At 73.1% G+C, this 20,828-nt stretch carries 4 protein-coding genes; 1 reads left to right on the top strand and 3 read right to left on the bottom strand.

Annotated features, from left to right (window positions below; translation table 11 throughout):
- Positions 1-50 precede the first annotated feature (50 nt).
- The 3 genes from ACH4U7_RS09150 to ACH4U7_RS09140 form a co-directional block, all read right to left on the bottom strand.
- Positions 51-5,027, bottom strand: a complete 4,977-nt coding sequence (locus ACH4U7_RS09150) for a beta-ketoacyl synthase N-terminal-like domain-containing protein (protein ID WP_398527322.1) — start codon at positions 5,025-5,027, stop codon at positions 51-53.
- Entirely contained in the window at positions 5,020-17,550 is a 12,531-nt protein-coding gene (locus tag ACH4U7_RS09145) for an amino acid adenylation domain-containing protein (RefSeq protein WP_398527321.1), read from the bottom strand. Before ACH4U7_RS09145 ends, ACH4U7_RS09150 begins: the two co-directional genes overlap by 8 nt.
- A gap of 88 nt (positions 17,551-17,638) precedes the next feature.
- Positions 17,639-19,498: an acyl-CoA dehydrogenase family protein gene (locus tag ACH4U7_RS09140; RefSeq protein WP_398527320.1), complete on the bottom strand. Its 1,860-nt coding sequence runs from the start codon at positions 19,496-19,498 to the stop codon at positions 17,639-17,641.
- Positions 19,499-19,867: 369 nt separating this feature from the next.
- On the opposite strand from ACH4U7_RS09140, the gene prcB reads away from it, so the two are divergent.
- A complete protein-coding gene (gene prcB / locus ACH4U7_RS09135) occupies positions 19,868-20,713 on the top strand; it encodes a proteasome subunit beta (protein WP_398527319.1) in 846 nt (281 codons plus the stop codon).
- Positions 20,714-20,828: the final 115 nt, after the last annotated feature.

Genomic DNA, 20,828 nt, shown 5'->3' with positions numbered 1-20,828 from the left:
CCCCATGTGTGCAAGGGATGTTGTCGCAGGCAGGCGCAGGCAGAGGCCGCTCAGCTCCCCGGGTTCTCCGGGCGCCCCGGGCTCTCCGGGCCGTCCAGGGCTCGGCGCACCTGGTGGGCCAGGGCCGAAGCGTGGGGCTCGGTCAGCATGGTCCAGTGCTTGCCCGAGCACGGCAGTACGGTCAGCCCGCCGGGGTGCAGCGCGCTCAGCCAGGTGCGCAGCCGCGCCTCGGTCCGGTGGGTGAGCCCGGCCTTGAACAGCACCGTACGGCACGCCACCGGCCTCGGCCGATAGCCCAGCATGGCCCGCAGATAGGCCCGGAAGACCCGGCTCGCCCCGGGCACCGACCGCACCGCACGGCCCGCGGGCCCGACCTGGAGGGCGACCAGCGCCTGGTGCCACAGGCCCGCGGCGAGGTGCTGGGGAGCGGAGCCCAGGGGGCGGCCGCCGCTGTCCGGCGCGAAACCGTCGAGGAACAGAAGCAGTTCCACCCGCTCACCGGCCCGCTCCAGCTGCGCCGCCATCTCATGGGCCACCAGACCGCCCACGGACCAGCCGCCCACCGCGTACGGGCCGTGCGGCCGCACCGCGCGCAACACGCGGACGTGGTGGGCGGCCAGCTCCTCGACGCGGTCGGGGGTGGGCGCGCCGCCCAGCAGCCCCGGGGCGTCGATCCCGTATACGGGCCGGTCCCCGCCGACGGCCCGGGCGAACTCGCGGTAGCACAGCGCGCTTCCGGCGGCGGGGGCGGCGAGGAAGAGGGGCGTGCCGTGGCCACCCTCCCGGAAGCGGACCAGTTCGCGGGGGCCTGATGGGGTCCGCCGCGGCCGGGTGTCCCCGGTCTCTCCCACGGCCCTGGCGTCCTGGGCGTCCTGGGCCAGCGCGGCCAATCGGCCAAAGGTCGGCTGTTCCAGGAACTCCGCGAGCGGGACGGCGATCCCCAGGTCTTCGTGGACCCGGCCGCGCAGCCGTACGGCCATGAGCGAGTCGCCGCCCAGGGCGAAGAAGTCGTCCTCGTCACGGGCCGAGGACGTGCCCAGGAGCCGGTTCCAGATGGACGCCAATCCCGCCTCTGCGGCCGGAACTTGGGCGTCCGACACCACTCGCGGACCCTGCACGGTGTGCGGGTGCCGGCCTGGCCCGCCGGAGGGGTCCGATACCTCGTCGACCGCCGCTTCGTCGACCGCCGCTTCGTCGACCGTCGCTTCGTCGACCGATGCCAGCAGGACCGCGTGGTCCGCCGAGGGCCGCTGCGCCACCGCCACATCCGAGAACCCGGCGTCATCGAGCGCCCGCCGCCAGCCGTCGGCGGGCAGATGGACGGAGTCGGTGCGCAGGTCGTCCGCGAAGTCCCACCAGCCGGGCGCCAGGCCCCACATGAAGTGGGTCCACAGCGCCACCCGGGTGACCTCGACGGCCCCCAGCCAGCCGCCCGCGGCCAGCAGCCCCCGCAGCCGACGCAGCGTCGCGGGCAGATCGGGCACCACATGGAGGGCGTTGTAGGCGAGCACGACGTCGAAGCCACCGGCGGGGAACCCTTGGGCGCCGAGGTCCTTGCCGAGGTCGAGCCGGGCACACCGGACCTGTCGCTGCCCCAGCTCGGCCGCGCGTTCCCGGGCCCGGCGCACGGCGAGGCCGCTGATGTCGGTGAAGGTGTAGAGGTCCTGGGGGTGGGCCGACCAGGACTCCAGCACCCGCCAGGTGAGTTCCCCGCTTCCGCCGCCGACCTCGAGCACACGCAGCGGCCGGTCCGCCCCGCGCGACCCCCGACTCGTGGCCACGGCCGCCGCCAACCGGTCGAGGCAAGGCCCCGCGTCGGCGACGTCAACCGAGTTGTCCATCAGACAGGCGCGCAGAAATGTGTCGTTGCCGTCCGGATAGAGCACGGAGACCGGCTCGCGGTCGCCGGCCAGCACCTGGGGGTACGTGTCCGCGCAGTGGTCGAGCATCCGGCGCAGCCCGCGCACCTCGTCGAGACCGGCCGGGTCGAGCGCTGGGCGCAGCCGCTCCTCGATGTCGTCGGGGACCAGGAGGCGGCGTCCGCCCGGGGCCGTGTTCGTCGCGTCCGTCGCCTCCGCCGTAAGGGAGCCGTGTTCGGTCATGGCCCGGACCATCAGCCGGGCCGGGCCGGTCAGCTTTCCGTCCCCGGCGAGGCGATCCGTCAGCTCCGCTTCGCCCACGGCGTCGCCGGGCGCGAGGCGGCCGATCCGCAGCCCGAGCCGGGTGGCCAGGGCCGCGGTGTACGTGTCGAGCCGGTGCACCAGGTCGGGCCGCTCGGACAGCGTGGGCCGGTCCGCGGCCGGTGGGTCCTGCAGGCCCTCGGCGAGCCGCCGCGCTGTCGCCGCGTACGCCTTCGCCACGTACGGCAGGCGCGGGGCCGGGCCCGATACGGCAGGAGTCCGTACGACCTCGCCCGCGGGCCGGCCGATGCCGGTACCGGTGCCGCAGGGCCTGGAGTCCAGGGGGTGGGGCGGCAGGGAGCAGCGCTGCCGGGACCCGCCCGCGAACTGCCCGGCCGCCACGCTCAGCCCGGCCTCCCAGAGCCTGCCGACCGCCTCCAGGACCCGCGCCTCGGCGTCGTCCGTCGCGCCGTCGAGCAGCGGGACCATGCGGTGGCGCGCGGTGCGGCGGGGGTGGTCGCGCACCGCCCGGCTCATGGAGGCGCCCGGACCCAGTTCGACGAACACCTCGGCGCCGCCCGACAGCAGCGTGTCCAGGCCCTGTCGCAGCCGTACGGTGTCCGTCAGCTGGGCGGCCCAGTAGTCGGCCGATGCCATCTCCTCGGGGGTGGCCCAGCCGCCGGTCACGTTGGACACCAGGGGTGTCCGCGGTGCCTTCGCGGTCAGCCGCGCCACGCGGGCGCGCAGCGCGGCGGCGGCCGGGGCCATCTGCGGGGAGTGGAAGGCCCTGCGGGTCTCCAGCAGGCGGATGGGCCGGCCGTCCAGCAGTTCGGCGAGCCGCTGGACCGCCTCCGGCGAGCCGGAGAGGATGAGTCGGTCGTGGCCGTCCACGGCCACCGCGGGCCGGGGCCCGGGCAGTTGGGCCAGCGCCTGGGTCACGGCCTCGCGGGCGCCGTCTCGTATCAGCTCGACGGCGAGCATCCGGCCGGGGGCGGTGTCCCGGGTGGCCAGCGCGCGGGTGTGCACCAGGCGCAGCGCGTCGGGGAGTTCCCACACCCCGGCCGCGAGGGCGGCGGCGTACTCGCCGATGCTGTTGCCCATCACGGCGCTCGGCCGGATGTCCCAGCCGTCCAGGGTGCGGGTGAGGGCGTGTCCGAGGGCGAAGAGACCGAGCTGCTGGTGGACGGGGTCGTGGTACCACTCCGCCGGTGTCCGTGGGCTCAGCAGGGGCGACAGGTCCGTATCGGCCTCCTGCCGGGCCCATGCGCGTACCTCGTCGAATGCCTCGGCGAACGCGGGCAGCACGGCGTACGCCCCGGCGGCGGCTCCGCCCGGGCGCAGGGTGCCCTGCCCCGGGTAGAGGAAGGCGACCCCGGTCGGCTCGGGTGTCGCCGGACCGTCCGGCAGGGGCTCCCCGAGCGCTTCGGCGGCCCGCGCCACATCGCGGGCGACGACGGTGACGCGGTGTACGTACCGGCGCCGGCCGTCGGCGAGGGTGCGCGCCACCTCGTCCAGCCGCGGCATCGGGTCGTCCCGCAGCCGCTGGGCCAGCTCGGTCCGGGCGGTGCGCAGCGCTTCGGGGGACGCGGCGGACAGCGCCAGCAGGCGCGGCCCGCGTGCGCCCGTGCGGGTGGCGGGCGGTGTCGGGGCGGCCTCCAGGACGGCGTGCGCGTTGGTCCCGCCGACGCCGAAGGAGCTGACGCCGGCGAGCGCCGGCCGGCCCTCGGGCCATGGGCCGTGGCGGTCGGCGACGGTGAACGGTGTGGTTTCGAGCTTCATCAGCGGGTTGGGCCGCCGGAAGTGCGCGGTCGGCACCAGCTCCCGGTGCCGGAGCAGCAGCGCCGTCTTGATCAGGCCGCTGACGCCGGAGGCCGAGCCGGTGTGCCCGATGTTGCCCTTGACCGCGCCCAGGACACAGGTCCCCACCGCGTCCGTGGTGGTGCGGAACGCGGCGGTGAGCGCGGCCACTTCGACCGGGTCGCCCAGCCGGGTGGCGGTGCCGTGTGCCTCGACGTGGCCGATGTCCGCGGGGTCGACATCGGCCCGGCCCAGGGCCGCCAGGATGACATCGCGCTGCCCGCCCGGCGAGGGCGCGGTGAACCCGGCCTTGTCTCCCCCGTCGTTGTTGATGGCCGTGCCCCGGATGACGGCCACCACCTGGTCGCCGTCGCGCAGCGCGTCCTCCAGCCGGCGCAGCACCACCACGCCCGCGCCCGAGCTGGAGACGGTGCCCGCGGCGTCGGCGTCGAACGGGCGGCAGTGTCCGTCGGGCGACAGGATGCCGCCCTCCTCGTACACATAGCCCGTCACCTGCGGGAAGAAGAGCCCCACGCCCCCGGCCAGAGCGGCGTCGCACTCGTATCCGAGCAGGCTCTGCACCGCCTGGTGCACCGCGACCAGCGAGGTGGAGCAGGCGGTCTGCACCGTCAGCGCGGGACCGGTGAGCCGGAGTTTGTACGCGGCCCGGGTCGCCAGGAAGTCCTTGTCGCGACCGAGGGTCTGGCTGACGAGCTCTTCCTGCGAGGCGCCCAGGGGCACGGCGTCGCATCCGGCGAACACCCCGATCGGGCCCGGGAAACGGTGCGGGTCGATGGCCGCGTCGTCCAGGGCGGTGCTGGCACACTCCAGGAACACCCGCTGCTGTGGGTCGATGCCACGGGCCTCGCCGAGGCTGTAGCCGAAGTACGACCAGTCGAAGCGGTCTGCTCCGGCCACCACTCCGCGCGCGGCCACGAAGTCCGGCCGCTCCGCGAGCCGTCGGTCGACACCCGCGGCGGCGAGCTGGTCCGGGGTGAACCGGGAGACGGTGTCCCGGCCGGCCACCAGGTTGTCCCAGAACGCGCGGACGTCCCCGGCGCCCGGCAGTCGGCAGGCCATGCCGACGATGGCCACGGCGTCCTCATGCATCGGTCTCATCCCCCTTCCGGCCGGTCGTCGGGCGTCGGTCGCGCTGCCTGGCCCGGCGGCCCTTCCGAGCCCGCTCCCGGAAGTCCTCCGCCGCGGACGCCGCGTGTTCGCGCTCGCGCTCGTCAGGCCCGTCGATCGCCCGGGCCATGGCGTGGACCGTGGCGTGTTCGAAGAGCCGCTGGACGGGCAGCTCGATGCCGAAGGCGCCCTCCAGCCGGCGTTGCAGGGCGGCCAGGCGCAGCGAGTCGCCGCCGAGGTCGAAGAAGTTGTCGTGGACTCCGACGGTGTCCACGCCCAGCACCTCGCGCCACAGGGCCGCGATACGTCGCTCCCGGTCGCCCTGGGGCGCCACGGCCGGGGCCGCGCCCACCAGATCCGCGCGCCCGGGCCGGGGCAGGGCCGCGTGGTCGACCTTGCCGTGCGGGGTGAGCGGCAACTCGTCGAGCCAGACCAGGGCGTCCGGGACCAGTGGCGGCGGCAGCGTCTCGCGCAGCGCCGCGAGCACGGCCTGGGTTGTTTCTGTGGTTGCGGCTGTGGTTGCGCTCGCGGGCCCGGTTGCGGGTGCGCTCACGGGCGGAGTTGCGGTTGTGTTCGCGGGAGCGGTCACGGGCGCGGGGGCCGCGTCGGGGTCGGCGCTGGGCACCGCGTACGCCACCAGGCGCGCGGACGCGGCCTCGAAGGCGCGTACGGCGGCCTGGGCGACCAGCGGATGCGCCGCCAGCCGGGCCTCGATCTCCTCCGGCTCGATGCGGTGTCCGCGCACCTTGAGCTGACGGTCCGCCCTCCCGATGAACTCCAGTGTTCCGTCGGGCAGCCAGCGCCCCAGGTCACCGGTGCGGTAGACGGGCCCGGGCACGCCCTCGGGACCGTCGGGGAGAAACCGCTCGGCGGTCAGCTCCGGGCGCCGCCAATAGCCGAGCGCCACTCCGCCGCCGCCGATGAGGATTTCGCCCTTGACGCCGACGGGGCAGCGGTGGCCCGACTCGTCGACCACGTAGACGCGTACCCCGGCCGCCGGACGGCCGACCCGCCCCGGGCGGAAGTCCGCCTCTCCGGGGGTGACGGTGTGGCAGGTCGCGGTCACGGTCGCCTCGGTCGGCCCGTAGCAGTTGACCAGGCCGTACGGCAGGCCGGGCGGTGGCGCGGAGCCGAGCGCCGCGCCACCGTAGACCAGTTGACGCAGCGCGCGGGGCGGCTCGCCGTGTGCCCAGATGGTCTCGGCGAGCGCCGCGGGCACGACGGCCACGGTCACCCGATGGGTGTCCAGCCACCCGGACACCTCGCCCGGGAACACCGTGCCGCGGTGCGGTACGAGCGCCGCGCCCGCGGTCAGGGTCGGCCACATCTCGGAGACGGCGGCGTCGAAGCCGACGTTGATGAGCTGGCTCACCCGGTCGGCCGACCCCAGGGCGAGCAGATCGGCGAACCACAGGGCGTGCTGGGCGAGCCCTCCGTGGCGGACGACAACGCCCTTGGGCAGGCCGGTGGAGCCCGAGGTGTAGACGACATACGCCGGGTCGTCAGCACCGGGCGGCTCGGGCGCGTCGCCCGCGGCGCCGCCATCCGCCGTGTTCCGGGTCGCCTCGGTCACGTCGAACGCCGTTATCTTGTCCGGCAGTTGTGGGAGTGGTGCGCCGTCGGTGAGGACCACCCGCGCGCCCAGGTCGTCGAGGATGTACGCGACACGCTCCGGCGGGTAGCCGGGGTCCACCGGGCAGTACGCACAACCGGCGTACCACGCCGCCAGCATCGCCACGACCAGGTCGGGCCCCCGGCCGAGCAGCACGGCCACGACCGGTTCGCCTTGGCGCGCCGGTTGCTCGATGCGCGCCGCGAGCCGGCGGGCGCGGGTGTCCAGCTCGGCGTAGCTGAGCGGGCCCTCGGGGGTGTCGACGGCCGTGGCGTCCGGTGTGGCCCTGACGCGTGCGGCGATCAGCCGCGGCACGGTCGTGGGCGGCGCGGCGGCGGGCCCTTCCTCGAGCGCGGCGAGCGCGGCGCGCTCGTCGGTGCCGATGCGGGGCAGCGAGGCCAGCGGGCGGTCGGGCCGGTCCACGAGGTCGGCGAGCACCGCGGCGGTCAGGGCCGCCAGGCGTTCGGCCTCCGCGCGGGCGATGCGATCGCCGCGGTAGGCCAGCAGCCCGCGCAGGGTGCCGTTCTGCTCCTGGAAGGACACCGTCACGGCACCCTTGGCCGCCCAGTCGGCGCCCTCGCCACTCAGCGCGAACCGCCGCAGGCGGTGGCCGCCGAGCGACGGGGCCCGGGACTCGGGGACGACGGGGGTCAGGGCGAGATCGGCGTAGGGGGTGATGCCGTAGCGGCGCTCAGGGTTGAGTGCGGCCACGACCTGGTCGAACGGCACATGCTGATCCTCCAGCGCCTCCAGCACCCGCTCCCGCATCCCCCGCAACAACGAACCCACCGTCGTGTCCCCGTCCACCACGGACCGGATCACCACCGTGTTCGTACACGGCCCCACCACCGAACCGAAACGCTCACCCGCGCGATTCGCCACCGGGCATCCGAACGTCACATCCCGCTCACCACTCCACCGATGCAACGCCCCCGCAAACCCCGCCGCCACCGCCATGAACCACGACACACCCTCCCGCTCCGACACCCCACGCAACCGCCCTAATACGCCCCTGGTCAGCGGGACTTCCACCACTCCTGACGGCTCCGCCACTCCGGGGCCCGGCCACGACACATACGCCGGCGCCCCCGCAAGCCGTCCACGCCAACGCTCCACCCCCGCACGACCCGCCACCGAACCCACCAACTCCCCCTGCACCCGCACAAACTCCCGATACTGCACCACCTCGGCGGCAGCCCCCTGCCGGAGTACGGGAGTGTGCGCGGTGTCGGCCAGAGCGGTCAGCAGGTCGCGGAGCAGCCCTGCGAGCTCCCCGGCGTCCCGTCGGCCCAGCTGGTCACCCCGGTACGACAGGGCCACGCGGTCCCGCCCGTCCTCGCGGAAGACGGTGACGGTGACCGGGAACTTCTGCTCGGCGGCGAGCTGACTGCTCATCACCGGGGTCAGGACGGTGCCGCCCAGAGGGTAGCCGTCGTCCACCGGCGCCAGGTTGAGTACCGCGCCCGCGTAGGGGGTGATGCCGTAGCGGCGTTCGGGGTTGAGCGCGGCCACGACCTGGTCGAACGGCACATGCTGATCCTCCAGCGCCTCCAGCACCCGCTCCCGCATCCCCCGCAACAACGAACCCACCGTCGTGTCCCCGTCCACCACGGACCGGATCACCACCGTGTTCGTACACGGCCCCACCACCGAACCGAAACGCTCACCCGCGCGATTCGCCACCGGGCATCCGAACGTCACATCCCGCTCACCACTCCACCGATGCAACGCCCCCGCAAACCCCGCCGCCACCGCCATGAACCACGACACACCCTCCCGCTCCGACACCCCACGCAACCGCCCTAATACGCCCCTGGTCAGCGGGACTTCCACCACTCCTGACGGCTCCGCCACTCCGGGGCCCGGCCACGACACATACGCCGGCGCCCCCGCAAGCCGTCCACGCCAACGCTCCACCCCCGCACGACCCGCCACCGAACCCACCAACTCCCCCTGCACCCGCACAAACTCCCGATACTGCACCACGTCATCGCCCAGCCCGCCCGCGCCCGTGCCCTCGTACGCCGCGTTCATGTCCTGGACGAGGGGCACCAGGGACGGGCCGTCGCATACGAGGTGGTGCAGGCACAGCACGAGCAGCTGGCCGTGTTCGCCGAGGTCGATCAGGGCGGGCCGCAGCAGTCGGCCGGACGCGAGGTCGAAGGGCTCCCCGGCGATCTCGCGGACTCGTTCGCGCCACCGCGCGTCCTGCTCCGCCGGGTTCATGCCCGACAGGTCGACCTCTTCCAGGGGCGGCGACCAGGGTTCCCCGATCCGCTGCCACAGCCTGCCGCCGCGCTCCACAAACCCGGTGCGCAGCGCCTCATGGCGAGCCACGACGGCGTCCAGGGACCGGCGGAGCCGCCCTGGGTCCAGGCGTCCGCCGCGTACCCGCCACACCAGAGGCATCGCATAGCGGTCGGGGCCGGCGGACAACTGCTCGTCCAGGGCGATACGGCGCTGGAAGTCCGACGCGGGCACGAGCTCCCCGTCCGCCGAGTCAGCCGTGTCCGCGGTGTTCGCGGTGTTCGCGGTGTTCACGGTGTTCGCGGTGTTCGCCAAGTCAGCCGCGTCCGCCGTGGACCCGGCCTGGCCCAAGTAACGGTGTCCGTAAGCCGCGTTCACCTCGTCGATCCGGTCCGCCAGGTCCCCCAGCCGCGGGTTCTCGAACACCGTGCGCACCGGCAGGTCGACGCCGAAGCGGTCCGTCACCTGGGACAGCAGGGTGGCCGCCAGCAGGGAGTGTCCGCCCGCCTCGAAGAAGGAGGTGTCGGCGAAGACCTCCGGTACGGGCAGCAGCTCGGCCCACAGCGGGGCGAGGGCCTTCGCCGTCTCGGTGCGCGGGGCGCTGCCCGCCCCGTCCGTCAGCAGGGTGCTGCGGGCGGCCAGCTCAGTGAGGTCCACCTTCCCGTTGACCGAGAGGGGGATACGGTCCGCCACCTTGAACACCGAGGGCACCATGTACTCGGGCAGCCGCTCGGCGAGCCGGGCGCGCAGCTCTCCCGCGCTCGGCACGTTGGTGGGGCACCAGACATGGGCCACCAGGCGGTCGGTGTCCGCCCCGTCCGCGGTGACCACGGCCTGCGCCACATCGGGGTGGCCGGTCAGGCAGGTCTCGACCTCGCCGGGCTCGATGCGGTAGCCGCGCACCTGTAGTTGGTCGTCCATCCGGCCCAGGTACTCCAGTGTGCCATCGGGCAGATAGCGGCCCAGGTCACCGCTGCGGTAGAGGCGGCCGGAACCGTACGGGTCGGGTACGAACCGCTCGCGCTCCAGCTCCGGCCGCCCCACATACCCGGCCGCCACCCCCTCGCCGCCGACGCAGATCTCCCCCACCGCACCGACCGGCAGCAGCCGGTGCCGGCCCGCGGTGGGGTGTGGGTCGAGGAGGCGGACGGTGGTGGTGGGGATGGGTGTGCCGATCGGGCTGCGGTCGGCCGCGATGTCCTCGGCGGTGATGGTCCGGGCGGTGACATGCACGGTGGTCTCGGTGATCCCGTACATGTTGACCACCTCGGTGCCGGGGTGCCCGGCGGGCCAGTCGCCGAGGGTGGCCGGAGCGAATCGGGCGCCGCCGAGGATGGCGTACCGCAGGCTCGCCATCCGCCGCGCCTCGGTGTCCGTGACCCGGACCAGCTGCGCGAACATGCCCGGGGTCTGGTTGAGGACCGTCACCTGGTGGCGGCGTACCAGCTCCGCCATGCGCCGTGGGTCGCGCAGTTCGTCACCGTCCGGCACCACGAGCCGGCCCCCGTGTACGAGACAGCCGAAGATCTCCCAGACGGAGAAGTCGAAGGCGTACGAGTGGGCGAGGACCCATACGTCGTCGGGCCCGAAGCGGAACGGCAGCCGGTCGGCCGCCACCAGCCGCACCACATTGCGGTGGGTGACCCGTACGCCTTTCGGGCGGCCGGTGGTGCCCGAGGTGTAGATGACGTAGACGAGGTCGTCCGGGGTGGGCTCGGGCAGGGGTTCCCGCTCCGCAGATGCGGCGAAGTGGCCTGAGTGGTCGATTTCGTCGAGGCGTACGGTCGGGCCGGCGAAGCCGGGATCAGTGGTGTGTGCGGCGTCCGTGAGCAGCAGTGCCGCCGCGCTGTCGGTGAGGATGAAGGCCGCGCGGTCCGCCGGGGCGGCCGGGTCGACCGGTACGTACGCCGCCCCGGCCAGCAGCACGGCCAGGACGGCCTCGACCTGCCCGAGCCCCCGCTGGACGCTCAGTCCGACGGTGTCGCCGGGGCGTACGCCGTGGTCGGCGAGGACCCGGGCGGTCCGCTCGGCGCGCTGGACGAGTTGCCGGTAGGTGAGCGTGCCTTCGCCGTCGGCCAGGGCCACCCGGTCCGGGTGATCCGCGGCCCGCTCGCGCACCAGATGGGCGAGCGTGGTGTGCGGGTAGTCGGCGGCCGTGTCGTTCCACTCCTCGATCTGGCGGTGGCGTTCGGCCTCCGTGAGCGGTTCGAAGGCGCCGAGGGGGGTGTCGGGCCGGGTGGTGGCGTCGCGCAGCAGGCGCTGCCAGTGCTCCGCGAAGAGGCGCATCCGGGCCGGGTCGTAGTACAGGCCGTTGAACACCAACCGCCCGCCGATCCCGACCCCGTCCCTGACCCCGTCCCTGACCCCGACCCCGACCCCGTCCCCGTCCCCGACCTCGTCCCCGCCTGTGTGTCGCAGTGTCAGGAGCAGATCGCATTTGCCCAGGCCCGCGACGGGGGTGGGCGGTTGGCCTTCGGGCGCGTCGTGCTCGAAGTCGAACACCACGTCGAAGAGGGCGGTCCTGCTCATGTCCTTGGGCGGGGCGACACGCCGCGCCACCTCGTCGAACGGTGCGAGCCCGCAGTCGCGCACCTCTCTCAGCCCCGCCTCGCACAACCGCGCCCAGGACGCGAAGGACTGCTCATGGCCGCCGCGCAGCCGCAGCGGCAGGAAGTCGTCCACCGGGCCCACCACATGGGCCGTCGTGGTGTTACGGCGCGGGTTCGCCACGCCGACGGTGAGATCGGTCTGCCCCGAGTACCACATGAGCAGGGTGGTGTACGCGGCGAGCAGCGCGGCCTCGGTGGTGACGCCCTCGCGCCGCGCGAACTCGGCGAAGCCGGCGCCGTCCGGGAGGTCGACCGGGAGGGAGTGTTCCTCGTAGATGTGGACGGCGGCCCTGGTCCGGTCCTCGGGCAGCCGCAGGGCTCCGCTCCCGCCGTCGAGCAGTTCGGCGAGGCGGGCCGTGTGACGCTCTTCGGCCTCGGTGTCCCGCGCCTGCCACCACTGCACGAACGAGGGCGGCGCGGAGGGCAGTTGGTCACCGTCCAGCAGGGTCACGATCTCCTGGCCGACGGTACGCAGCGAAGCGCGGTCGGCCACGGCGAGATGCGCGACGAGCACCAGGGCGCACCCCTCGCCCTCGCCGCCCCGCTGCGCGACCGCGAGCCGGAACAGCGGTCCTTCGGTGAGGCGGAAGGGGCGGCGCAGCCAGGCGGCGACTCCGTCGGGGGCGGTGTCCGTCAGGGTGGCGCATTCGACGGGCATCCGCTCATGGACGCGCTGGGTGCAGGTCCCGTCGAAGAGGTGCAACGTGGTGCGCAGCGCCGGGTGGCGATCCAGGACCGCCGCGACCGCCCGGCGCAGCTCGGCCTCGCCGGGGGTGGTGTCCAGGGCGAAAAGCTGGGACACGTTGTGGTAGACGGGTGCGTCCTCGTACACCGTGCCGCGCTCGAAGTGTTCGACGAAGGCCATGCGCTGCTGATGCGGGGTGGCCGGGTGCTCCTCGTACGGGGCCGCCTGGCCGGCCTCCCCCGCACATTCGTCGTAGGCCCGCTCCAGGTCCCGCAGGAAGACCGGTTCGGAGCCGATGTCCCACACCAGGTGGTGCAGACAGCACATCAGCAGCTGGTCCCGGCCGTCCTCCGCGAGGTCCACCAGCATGACGCGCAGCAGCCGCCCCGAGGCGATGTCGAAGGGCTGCTGAGCGAGGGCGTCCAGTGCCGCGCGGGCGTCGGCCAGGCGTGCTTCGTCCGTGGCGCCCTCGGCGGCGCGGTGCACCACCTCCGGGACCCATGGCTCGCCGATGACCTGCTGCGGTCTGCCGTCCGGCTCCCGTTCGACGAAGCTCGTACGCAACGCCTCATGGCGGGCCACGACCCGGCCGAGCGCGGTGCGCAGGGCGGCCGGGTCGAGGCCGCCCCGGACCCGCCAGGCCAGCGGCACGTTGTAGAACGAGCCGGTGCCGCGCAGCCGTTCGTCCAGCCAGATGCGCTCCTGGAAGCCGGACACGGGGAAGCGGTCCCCCGATTCGCCGGACGCTCCCTCCTCCGATGGCTGCTCCGGTACGTCTTCGGACACCTCAGCGGGGGCGCGGCGCGCGTCGAGCTCCTGGGCCAGGGCGGTCAGGCGCGAGTGTTCGAAGACGGTGCGCAGGGAGATGTCCACGCCCAGCTGCGCGGCGACCCGCGAGACGAGGCGGGTGGCGAGGAGGGAGTGGCCGCCCAGCGCGAAGAAGTCGGGGCGTGCGGCCGGATCGACCTCGCTCCGCAGCAGATCCGACCAGATGGCGGCGAGTTCCCGCTCGGTGTCGGTGACCTCGACGGCTGTCGCCTCGCCCGCCCGCGCCGTGTCCGTCTCGCCGCCGACCTCCGGCGTGGCCCCGGCCGGGTCCGCCACGGGCGGAAGCTCGGCGCGGTTGACCTTGCCGTTGACGGACAGCGGCAGATGGTCGAGCACGACGTACGCGGACGGCGTCATGTAGTCGGGCAGCTGCTGCTCTGCGTACGCCTCGATGGCCGCGGCCAGTTCAGGGTGCGGCTCCGGGCGGATCGGCTGGTTGGTGAACGCCTCCGCCGGGGCGTCAGCGGCGGTCGTACGGCGCCTGGGGTAGGTGTCGGAGACGAAGTCCGGCGCCTTCGGCCCGGCGCTCCCGGGCAGTGCCGCGGGGTCCAGGAAAAGCACGTCGAGACTGCCGTCCCCCGCTGCCTCCGCCCAGGTGAGCACCGTACGGAGGCCGAGGCCCCGGCCGAGCGCGGCGAAGTCCTCGGGATCGGGGCAACTGTCATCCGAGGCGCCGCCGTCACGAACGCCTTCGTCGAAGACACCGCCGTCGAGGGCGTCGCGGGCCGCGGCGACGCCAGTGCCCGCACACACCTCGTGCTCGGCCCGCAGCAGCGGGAGCACCCTGGCGTTGGGCACCCCCGTGAGCCGTAGCGCGGACGGCTGTTTGTCGCGCAGATAGCGGCCCACATCGGCCAGGTCGGCGACGTCGTGGCCCCAGCGTGCCACCGTGGCGTCGGCGCATGAGTAGGGCTCGGCGTCGGCGGACGCCTTGCGCACCACGGCCTCGTAGCGGAACTGGGTGAGTTCGTTGTGCGCACGGCCGCGTTTGATCCGCACATCGACACCGGCGACCTCGGGCAGCGCGCCCAGGTGTTCGGTGAAGAACTCCGGCTCCACGAGGAGTTCCTTCTCGTGCAGCACCGCCCGCTCCACCGCGCGCTTCAGCCCGGAGAGGTCTTCGGAACCGTCCTCGGCCGCCCCGCGCCGCAGTTCCACGCCGGTGCGGAACTCCCGTAGCAGCCGCTGGGGCCGTACGTCTCCGACGAAGAGGTGTCCGCCGGGCGTCAGGGCGTGCAGCGCGCCGCGCAGCGCCGCGGACAGGTAGGCGGCGCTCGGCAGGTACTGCACCACCGAGTTGATGACGACGCAGTCGAAGTGTTCCAGCGGGATGCCCGACAGATCGCGGGCCTCGCGCCGCAGCAGCCGTACCCGGTCCGCGATCCGCTCGTCCTCGCGCACCTTCGCCGCCAGCCGGGTCACGGCGCGCTCGGAGAAGTCGGTGGCCCAGTACTCGGCGCAGTGCGGGGCCAGCCGGGCGAGGAGCAGCCCGCTGCCGGCCCCGATCTCCAGGATGCGGCGCGGGCGCAGCGCGAGGACGCGGTCGACGGTGCGGTCGCGCCACTCCCGCATCTCGTGGCGTGGGATGGGCGAGCCGCGGTAGCTGTCCATCCAGCCGCCGAAGTCCTCGCCGAGCGTGGCCTGGTCGCCCTCGCGGTACATGTCCTCGTACACGCCCTGCCACTCGCGGACGCGTTCGGCCTCGTGGACATCGCCCCCGCCGCCACTCCCCGGCGCGGCGGTGTCCTGTTCGGCGGTGGGCACCAGATAGGCCACCAGGCGCTTTCCGCCGCCCGGGGCGGCCTGGGGCACGACGACGGCCCGCGCCACGTCCGGGTGGCGTTCCAGGCTCAGTTCGATGTCGTGGGGCTCGACCCGGAAGCCACGGATCTTCAGCTGGTCGTCGGCGCGGCCGAGGAAGCGGAGGGTGCCGTCGGGGGCCAGGCGCACCAGGTCGCCGGTGCGGTACATGCGGCCGGGGTGGAAGGGGTTGGCGCGGAAGCGCTCGCGGGTGGCTTCGGGGCGGTTGACGTAGCCGGCCGAGACGTGTGCGCCGCCCACCCACAGCTCGCCCGGGGCGCCCTGGGGTACGGGGCGCCCGTCGGCGTCGAGCACGTACAGGGTGGCGTTGTCCATCGCCCGGCCGATGGGGACCGGGCCCTCCGGCGCCCGGGTCATACGGTGGCGGGTGGCGAACGTCGTGGTCTCGGTGGGGCCGTAGCCGTTGACGACGACGATGCCCGGGCAGGTGTCGAACACCCGGGCCACGGCCGCCTGGGACACCACATCGCCGCCGGTCCACACCTCGCGCAGACCACGCAGAGCGTCGGGCTCCTCCTCGGCCAGGGCGGCGAAGAGCCCGGCGGTCAGCCACGCCGCGGTCACTCCGTGGCGCGCGATCGTCCCGCGCAGCGTGGCCGGGAGCAGCGCCCCCGGCGGCGCCACGCAGATCCGCCCGCCGGACAGCAGGGGCACCCACAGCTCGTACAGCACGGCGTCGAAGGCGTGCGGCGAATGCCACAGGACCCGCTGGTGCGCTCCGCCCGACCAGCAGCGGTCGTGGGCGAGGGCGGCGATGTTGCGGTGGGTGAGCTGGACGCCGGAAGGCACCCCGGTGGAGCCGGAGGTGTACATCACACAGGCCGACGCGTCCGGGGACACCGGCTCGTACGGCGCCGGCGGCACGGGCGGCGCGGCCCGTTCGAGCTCGGCCACGTCGGCGACGGGCAGTCCCCCGTCGGCCTGCTCGCGCACCACGGGCAGCTCGCGCGTGGCGCCGTCGACCAGCAGCAGGTCGCCGCCTGCCTCGGAGATCAGGGTGCGCAGTCGGGTGGCGGGCTGCCGCTCGTCCAACGGCACATAGGCCGCGCCCGTCTTGACGATGGCCAGCAGGGCGACCAGCAGCTCGACGGACCGCTCCATGAACACCAGGGCGGTGGCGCCGGAGCGCACACCCCGCTCGCGCAGCAGCCCGGCGAGCCGGTCGGACCGCGCGTCGAGCTCCCGGTAGCTCAGCTCCGTATCGCCGTCGGCCACGGCCACCGCGTCCGGGGTACGGGCGGCCTGCCGCCGGAACAGCTCGCCCAGGGGTGCCTCGGGGAGCGGCCGAGGGGCCTCGTTCCACACGTCGAGGAGCCGGCCGCGCTCGCGGGTGCCGGTGCACTCGAAGCTCGCCACGGGGCGGTGGACGGTGTCGGGGCCGAGCGCGTCCAGCAGGGTGGCCAGCCGCTCGTGGTGGTCGGCGAGGGCGGCGTCGTCGCACCGGTCGGGGTGCGCGTCCAGGGTGAGCCGCAGCTCCCCGCCACCGGTGCTGCCGGTGTTGCCGGTGTTGCCGGTGTTGCCGGTGTGCTGGAAGCAGCACAGGGTGAGGTCTTCGGTCGGCATGATGGAGAGGTTGTGCAGGGTGCCCGACGCACCGCCGAGGTCGATCGTGCCCAGCGGCGGTATCAGGTTGACCAGCGGTCCGGCGACCCGTCTGCGCTCGGGCCAGCCGAGCTCCCGGCGCAGGTCCTCGCCGCGGTAGCGCTGGTGCGCCACCGCCTGTGCCACGGCCTCGTGGGTGTCGGCGAGCAGCCCGGCCCAGGTCGTGGCGGCGGTGATGCGCAGCCGCAGCGGAAGGACGTCGGACATCATCCCGGGGAACCGCTCGGCGCCGGGCGTGGCGCGGCTGCGGCTGGCCAGGCCCACCACGATGTCCTCACGGCCGGTCATACGGGCGGTGTACGCGGCGACGGTGGCGATGAGCGCCCGGGGGAAGTTGGTGCCCGCCTCCCGCGCCGCCGCGCGCAGGGCCCGGTGCCTGTCGGCGGGCAGTGTGAAGGCCATCCGCCGCACCTCATGCGCGGCCGGGGCGGTGCCGTTCGCCTGGTTCAGGGCCGTACGGCTCCCGTCCGTCAGCTCGAGGGGCGCCGGGCGGTCGGCGAAGCGGTCGAGCCAGTAGGCCCTGCCGGCCGCGTACTCCGCCGAGCTGCGGTAGTGGGCCGCCTCGTCCAGGGCCTCGCCGAGGGTCTGGAACCGCGCCGGGGGGAGCGGGCCGCCCGCCCGCAGCGCGCGGTAGACCTCGGCGACACGCTGGGCGATGAGGTTGAAGGCGTATCCGTCGGCGACCACGTGGTGGTAGCGCTGTGCCCATAAGGTGCGCCCGGGGGCGACTTCGAGGACCGCGAAGTCGCTGACATGGCCCGCCTCCAGGTCGAAGGGGATGTGCAGGAACCGCTGCAGCCATGTGTGCGCCGCGGCCATCGGGTCCGGCTCGGCGGTGAAGTCGTGCACGGCGATATGCGGGGCGGTGGGTTCCAGCAGGATCTGCCCCGGCGGGTCCGACCTGCCGTCGAAGCGGACATGCAGTCCGTCGACCTCCATGACCACGCGTTTGATCGCGTCGATGAGCAGGGCGGTGTCCACCGCTCCCTGGATGTCGAGGTATTGGAGGCAGTTGTAGACGGGGCTGGTCGGATCCAGGTTCTGTGCGTACCAGATGCCGGACTGGGCCGGGGACAGGGGGTGGGTCGGACGGGAAACCATGGCTGTTCCTGCTTCCTCTTCCTGCGCGCCGGGGTGCGGGTGCCGGGTGCGGGTGCTGGGGTGCGGGTGCCTGGGCCTGCCGATCCGGTTACGACACGTCGGGGCCGGACGCGTCCGGGACGGACCTGTCGGGGTCCGTCACGTCGGGGTCCGTCACATCGGGATCCGTCACATCGGGGTCCGTCACATCGGGATCCGTCACATCGGCGACGATGTCGTCGAGCAGCCCGCCGTGGCCGTCCCCGGTGATCCACCGCTGGGCCACCCGGCCGGTGTCGGGCCGCTCCTCCTCCAGCGCCTCGCGCGCGTATTCGGCGATCCGGCGCAGGGCCCCGGTGCAGTAGATGTCGGCCAGGTCCTGTGCCTCGGTGTCGTGTTCCGCGGTACGCCGGGCCGCCCGTGCGAGGACGAGGCTCGCGGCCATGATCTCGGTGGCCCAGCGGGCGACGGCGATCAGCGTGTGCTCCTGTGCGAACAGCGTCTCGTCGTCCGGGTATGCCTTCGCCAACGCGGCGCAGCGGGCGCGGAACTCCTCGACGGAGTCGTGCAGTTCGGCCAGATGGCGCTGGTTGCGCGGAGTGAGCGCGGCGGCCAGCAGCTCCCTCGCTTCGGCGGCCTGCTCGGCGCCCTGGCCGTCGTCGAGGACGCCCGAGCGGTGGTAGGAGAAGATCGCCAGCTTGGAGAGCCAGTAGTCCAGCTGGAAGTCCACCCCGCCCGAGATCCGCAGGTTCCTGGCGTCGCGGAAGGAGCGCTCCAGGGGGACGGGCGGCGCGCCGCGCGCCGCCTTGCTGGCCGCGGTCTCGTAGCCCTCCGCCGCGAACAGCGACATGGTGCGGTCCACGACGCCCCAGCACAGCAGCGAGCACAGGTTCTTGGCCACGACCTGCTCGAACAGCGGGTTGAGGCCCGCGTCCTCGCACAGCAGGCTCCACTCGGCGACCGCTTCGAGGGCGAAGGTGTCGGCGAGGGACTGGCCGATGAGGTGCTGGATCTCCTCGTACTCCGCCAGCGGGACACCGTCCACGCGGCGGCGGCGCACAAACCCGCGCGACCACTCCAGGCACAGCTTGGCGATCGCGAGCGACGGCGCCGCGATGAGATACATCCGGCCCAGGATCGCCAGCCCGCCGGCCTGGGCGGTGATCCGTACGTCGTGGGCGCTGGGCTTCTCCACGAAGACGTGGTCCCGGGGCACGCGCACCCGGTCCAGGGTGAACCCTCCGTTGGGGAAGCCCTTGATGCCCATGAACTCGTGCTCGGCCGACCGCCGCACTCCGGGCGCGTCCGGGTCGACGACCACCAGTCTGCGCATCTCCCGGCCGTCCTCCTGGACGGTGGCCACCACCCCGAGCAGTTCCGCGAAGGGGGCGTTGCCGCTGAACACCTTTTCGCCGCTGACCAGGTAGGCATGGCCGTCCTCGGTGGGGACGGCGACGGTCTCCCGCCGGAGATTGGCCGCGCCGGAGGGTTCGGTGTCGGCGAACGCGGATATCAGCCCGCGCGCGACGCGCTCGCTGAGCATGTCGCGCAGCGGGCCCTCGGGAAGAATCTGGACCAGGGGGGCGAAGCCGATCGAGTTCTGTACGGCGACCACGAGACCGAGCGGAAGCGACCAGCTGGAAATGGCCTGAATGACGCGGAACGCATTGAGGTCTGACAGGGCGAGTCCGCCGAGCTTCCTGGGGCTCTGCAGTTTCAGGTAACTGCTCTCCCGTAGCCGTTTGATGGCCTCCCGGGGCAGTTCTCCGGTCTTCTCCACAAGGGCGGGATCCACTAACCCGCGGGCGAACTCCTTGGCATCGGCGACCAGTGCGTCGCCCTGTTTACGGTCGCTCTCCGGCTGTGCCGGAAACGGATGAACGAGATCCAGTCTCAGTGCGCCACGGAAGATCTCCTCCAGGAAGCTGGTCCTCCCCGGCACGTTGATGGCGTTGAGCGGACGAGACATGAGGCATCCCTCCTGCGAAAAGACAAAATCAAGCCAGCGCACGGACGCGCGCTCGGCGATGTGATCAGGAGTAAGAAGAAATTGGGAAAGGGATCGCAGAACCGGACAGGGGTACGCGCATCGGGAACCGGCGCGGTGGGCGACCTCGTGCCGGACTTCGGAAATCTTCCACACCCTCGTACGGCCGGGCGTCCGAGGTCAACACCTCGGGTATGGCAGCGAAATGACAACTTCTCCCGACAGCCCCCGCCACACGGCCGTATTTATCGGGGCGCAACTACCGTGACTCTCTTCACGGATTGCCCGGGGCGGGGGTGGGGTAATGTGCGGCCAGCAGGAGCCGCCGATGCCTCTCGGGAAGGAACGTGCATGACCTTCGACGCGCGAATGACCGGCGGCCTGCCGGCCGCTTTCCTGGCCGCCGAGACCTCCTCCTTCCTGGATTTCCTGAAGGCACAGGCTCCCGAGCTCCTGCCCGCCGAGCGTCAGCTGCCGCCCGCCCGGGGCGACTTCGAGGCCCCGCATGGCACGACCGTCATCGCCGCGACCTATGCGGACGGTGTGCTGGTGGCCGGCGACCGGCGCGTCACGATGGGCAACCTCATCGCGCACCGCGAATACGAGAAGGTCTTCCCGGCCGACGAGCACTCGGCGATCGCCATCGCCGGCACCGCGGGCCTGGCGGTGGAACTCGTCAAGCTCTTGCAGCTGGAACTCGAACACTACGAGAAAATAGAAGGCACGGCCCTCTCCCTGGACGGCAAGGCCAACCGGCTGACCAGCATGGTCCGGGACAATCTCAGCATGGCCATGCAGGGCATGGCGGTGGTCCCGCTCTTCGCGGGCTATGACGTGCACAAGGGTGTCGGGCGTGTCTTCTCCTACGACGTCACCGGCAACCGCGCCGAGGAGCGGGGCTTCGCCACCACCGGTTCCGGTTCGGTCCACGCCCGGGGCTCGCTGAAGAAGCTCTACCGGGAGGCCATGCCGGAGCGCGATATCGTCACCGCCGTCGTGCAGGCGCTCTACGACGCCGCGGACGAGGACTCCGCCACGGGTGGCCCCGATCTCACCCGGCGGCTGTTCCCCCTCATCGCCCTCATCACCGAGGACGGGTACCGGCGGCTCGACCAGGACGAGGTCGCGGCGGTCGCGCAGGCCGTCGTCGAGGGGCGCCACTCGGCGCCCGACGGGCCACAGGCACCGGTCCTGTAGTCCGCACACATCCGCGCCACACCAAATAGTTCCTGTCGTTTCACACTGCCTTGGTTTCACACTGCCTTGGTTTCATGCCGCCTTGGTTTCATACCGCCTTGGTTTCATACCGCCT

This window comes from Streptomyces sp. NPDC020845 (genome assembly GCF_044334165.1).
Lineage (GTDB): Bacteria > Actinomycetota > Actinomycetes > Streptomycetales > Streptomycetaceae > Streptomyces.
Note: the sequence above shows the minus strand (reverse complement) of the source record. Positions and strands in the feature narration are given on the sequence as shown.

Coding starts and splice junctions, on each gene's coding strand:
- prcB (WP_398527319.1), top strand. CDS start 19,868: ATGACCTTCGACGCGCGAATGACCGGCGGCCTGCCGGCCGCTTTCCTG.
- ACH4U7_RS09150 (WP_398527322.1), bottom strand. CDS start 5,027: ATGCATGAGGACGCCGTGGCCATCGTCGGCATGGCCTGCCGACTGCCG.
- ACH4U7_RS09140 (WP_398527320.1), bottom strand. CDS start 19,498: ATGTCTCGTCCGCTCAACGCCATCAACGTGCCGGGGAGGACCAGCTTC.
- ACH4U7_RS09145 (WP_398527321.1), bottom strand. CDS start 17,550: ATGGTTTCCCGTCCGACCCACCCCCTGTCCCCGGCCCAGTCCGGCATC.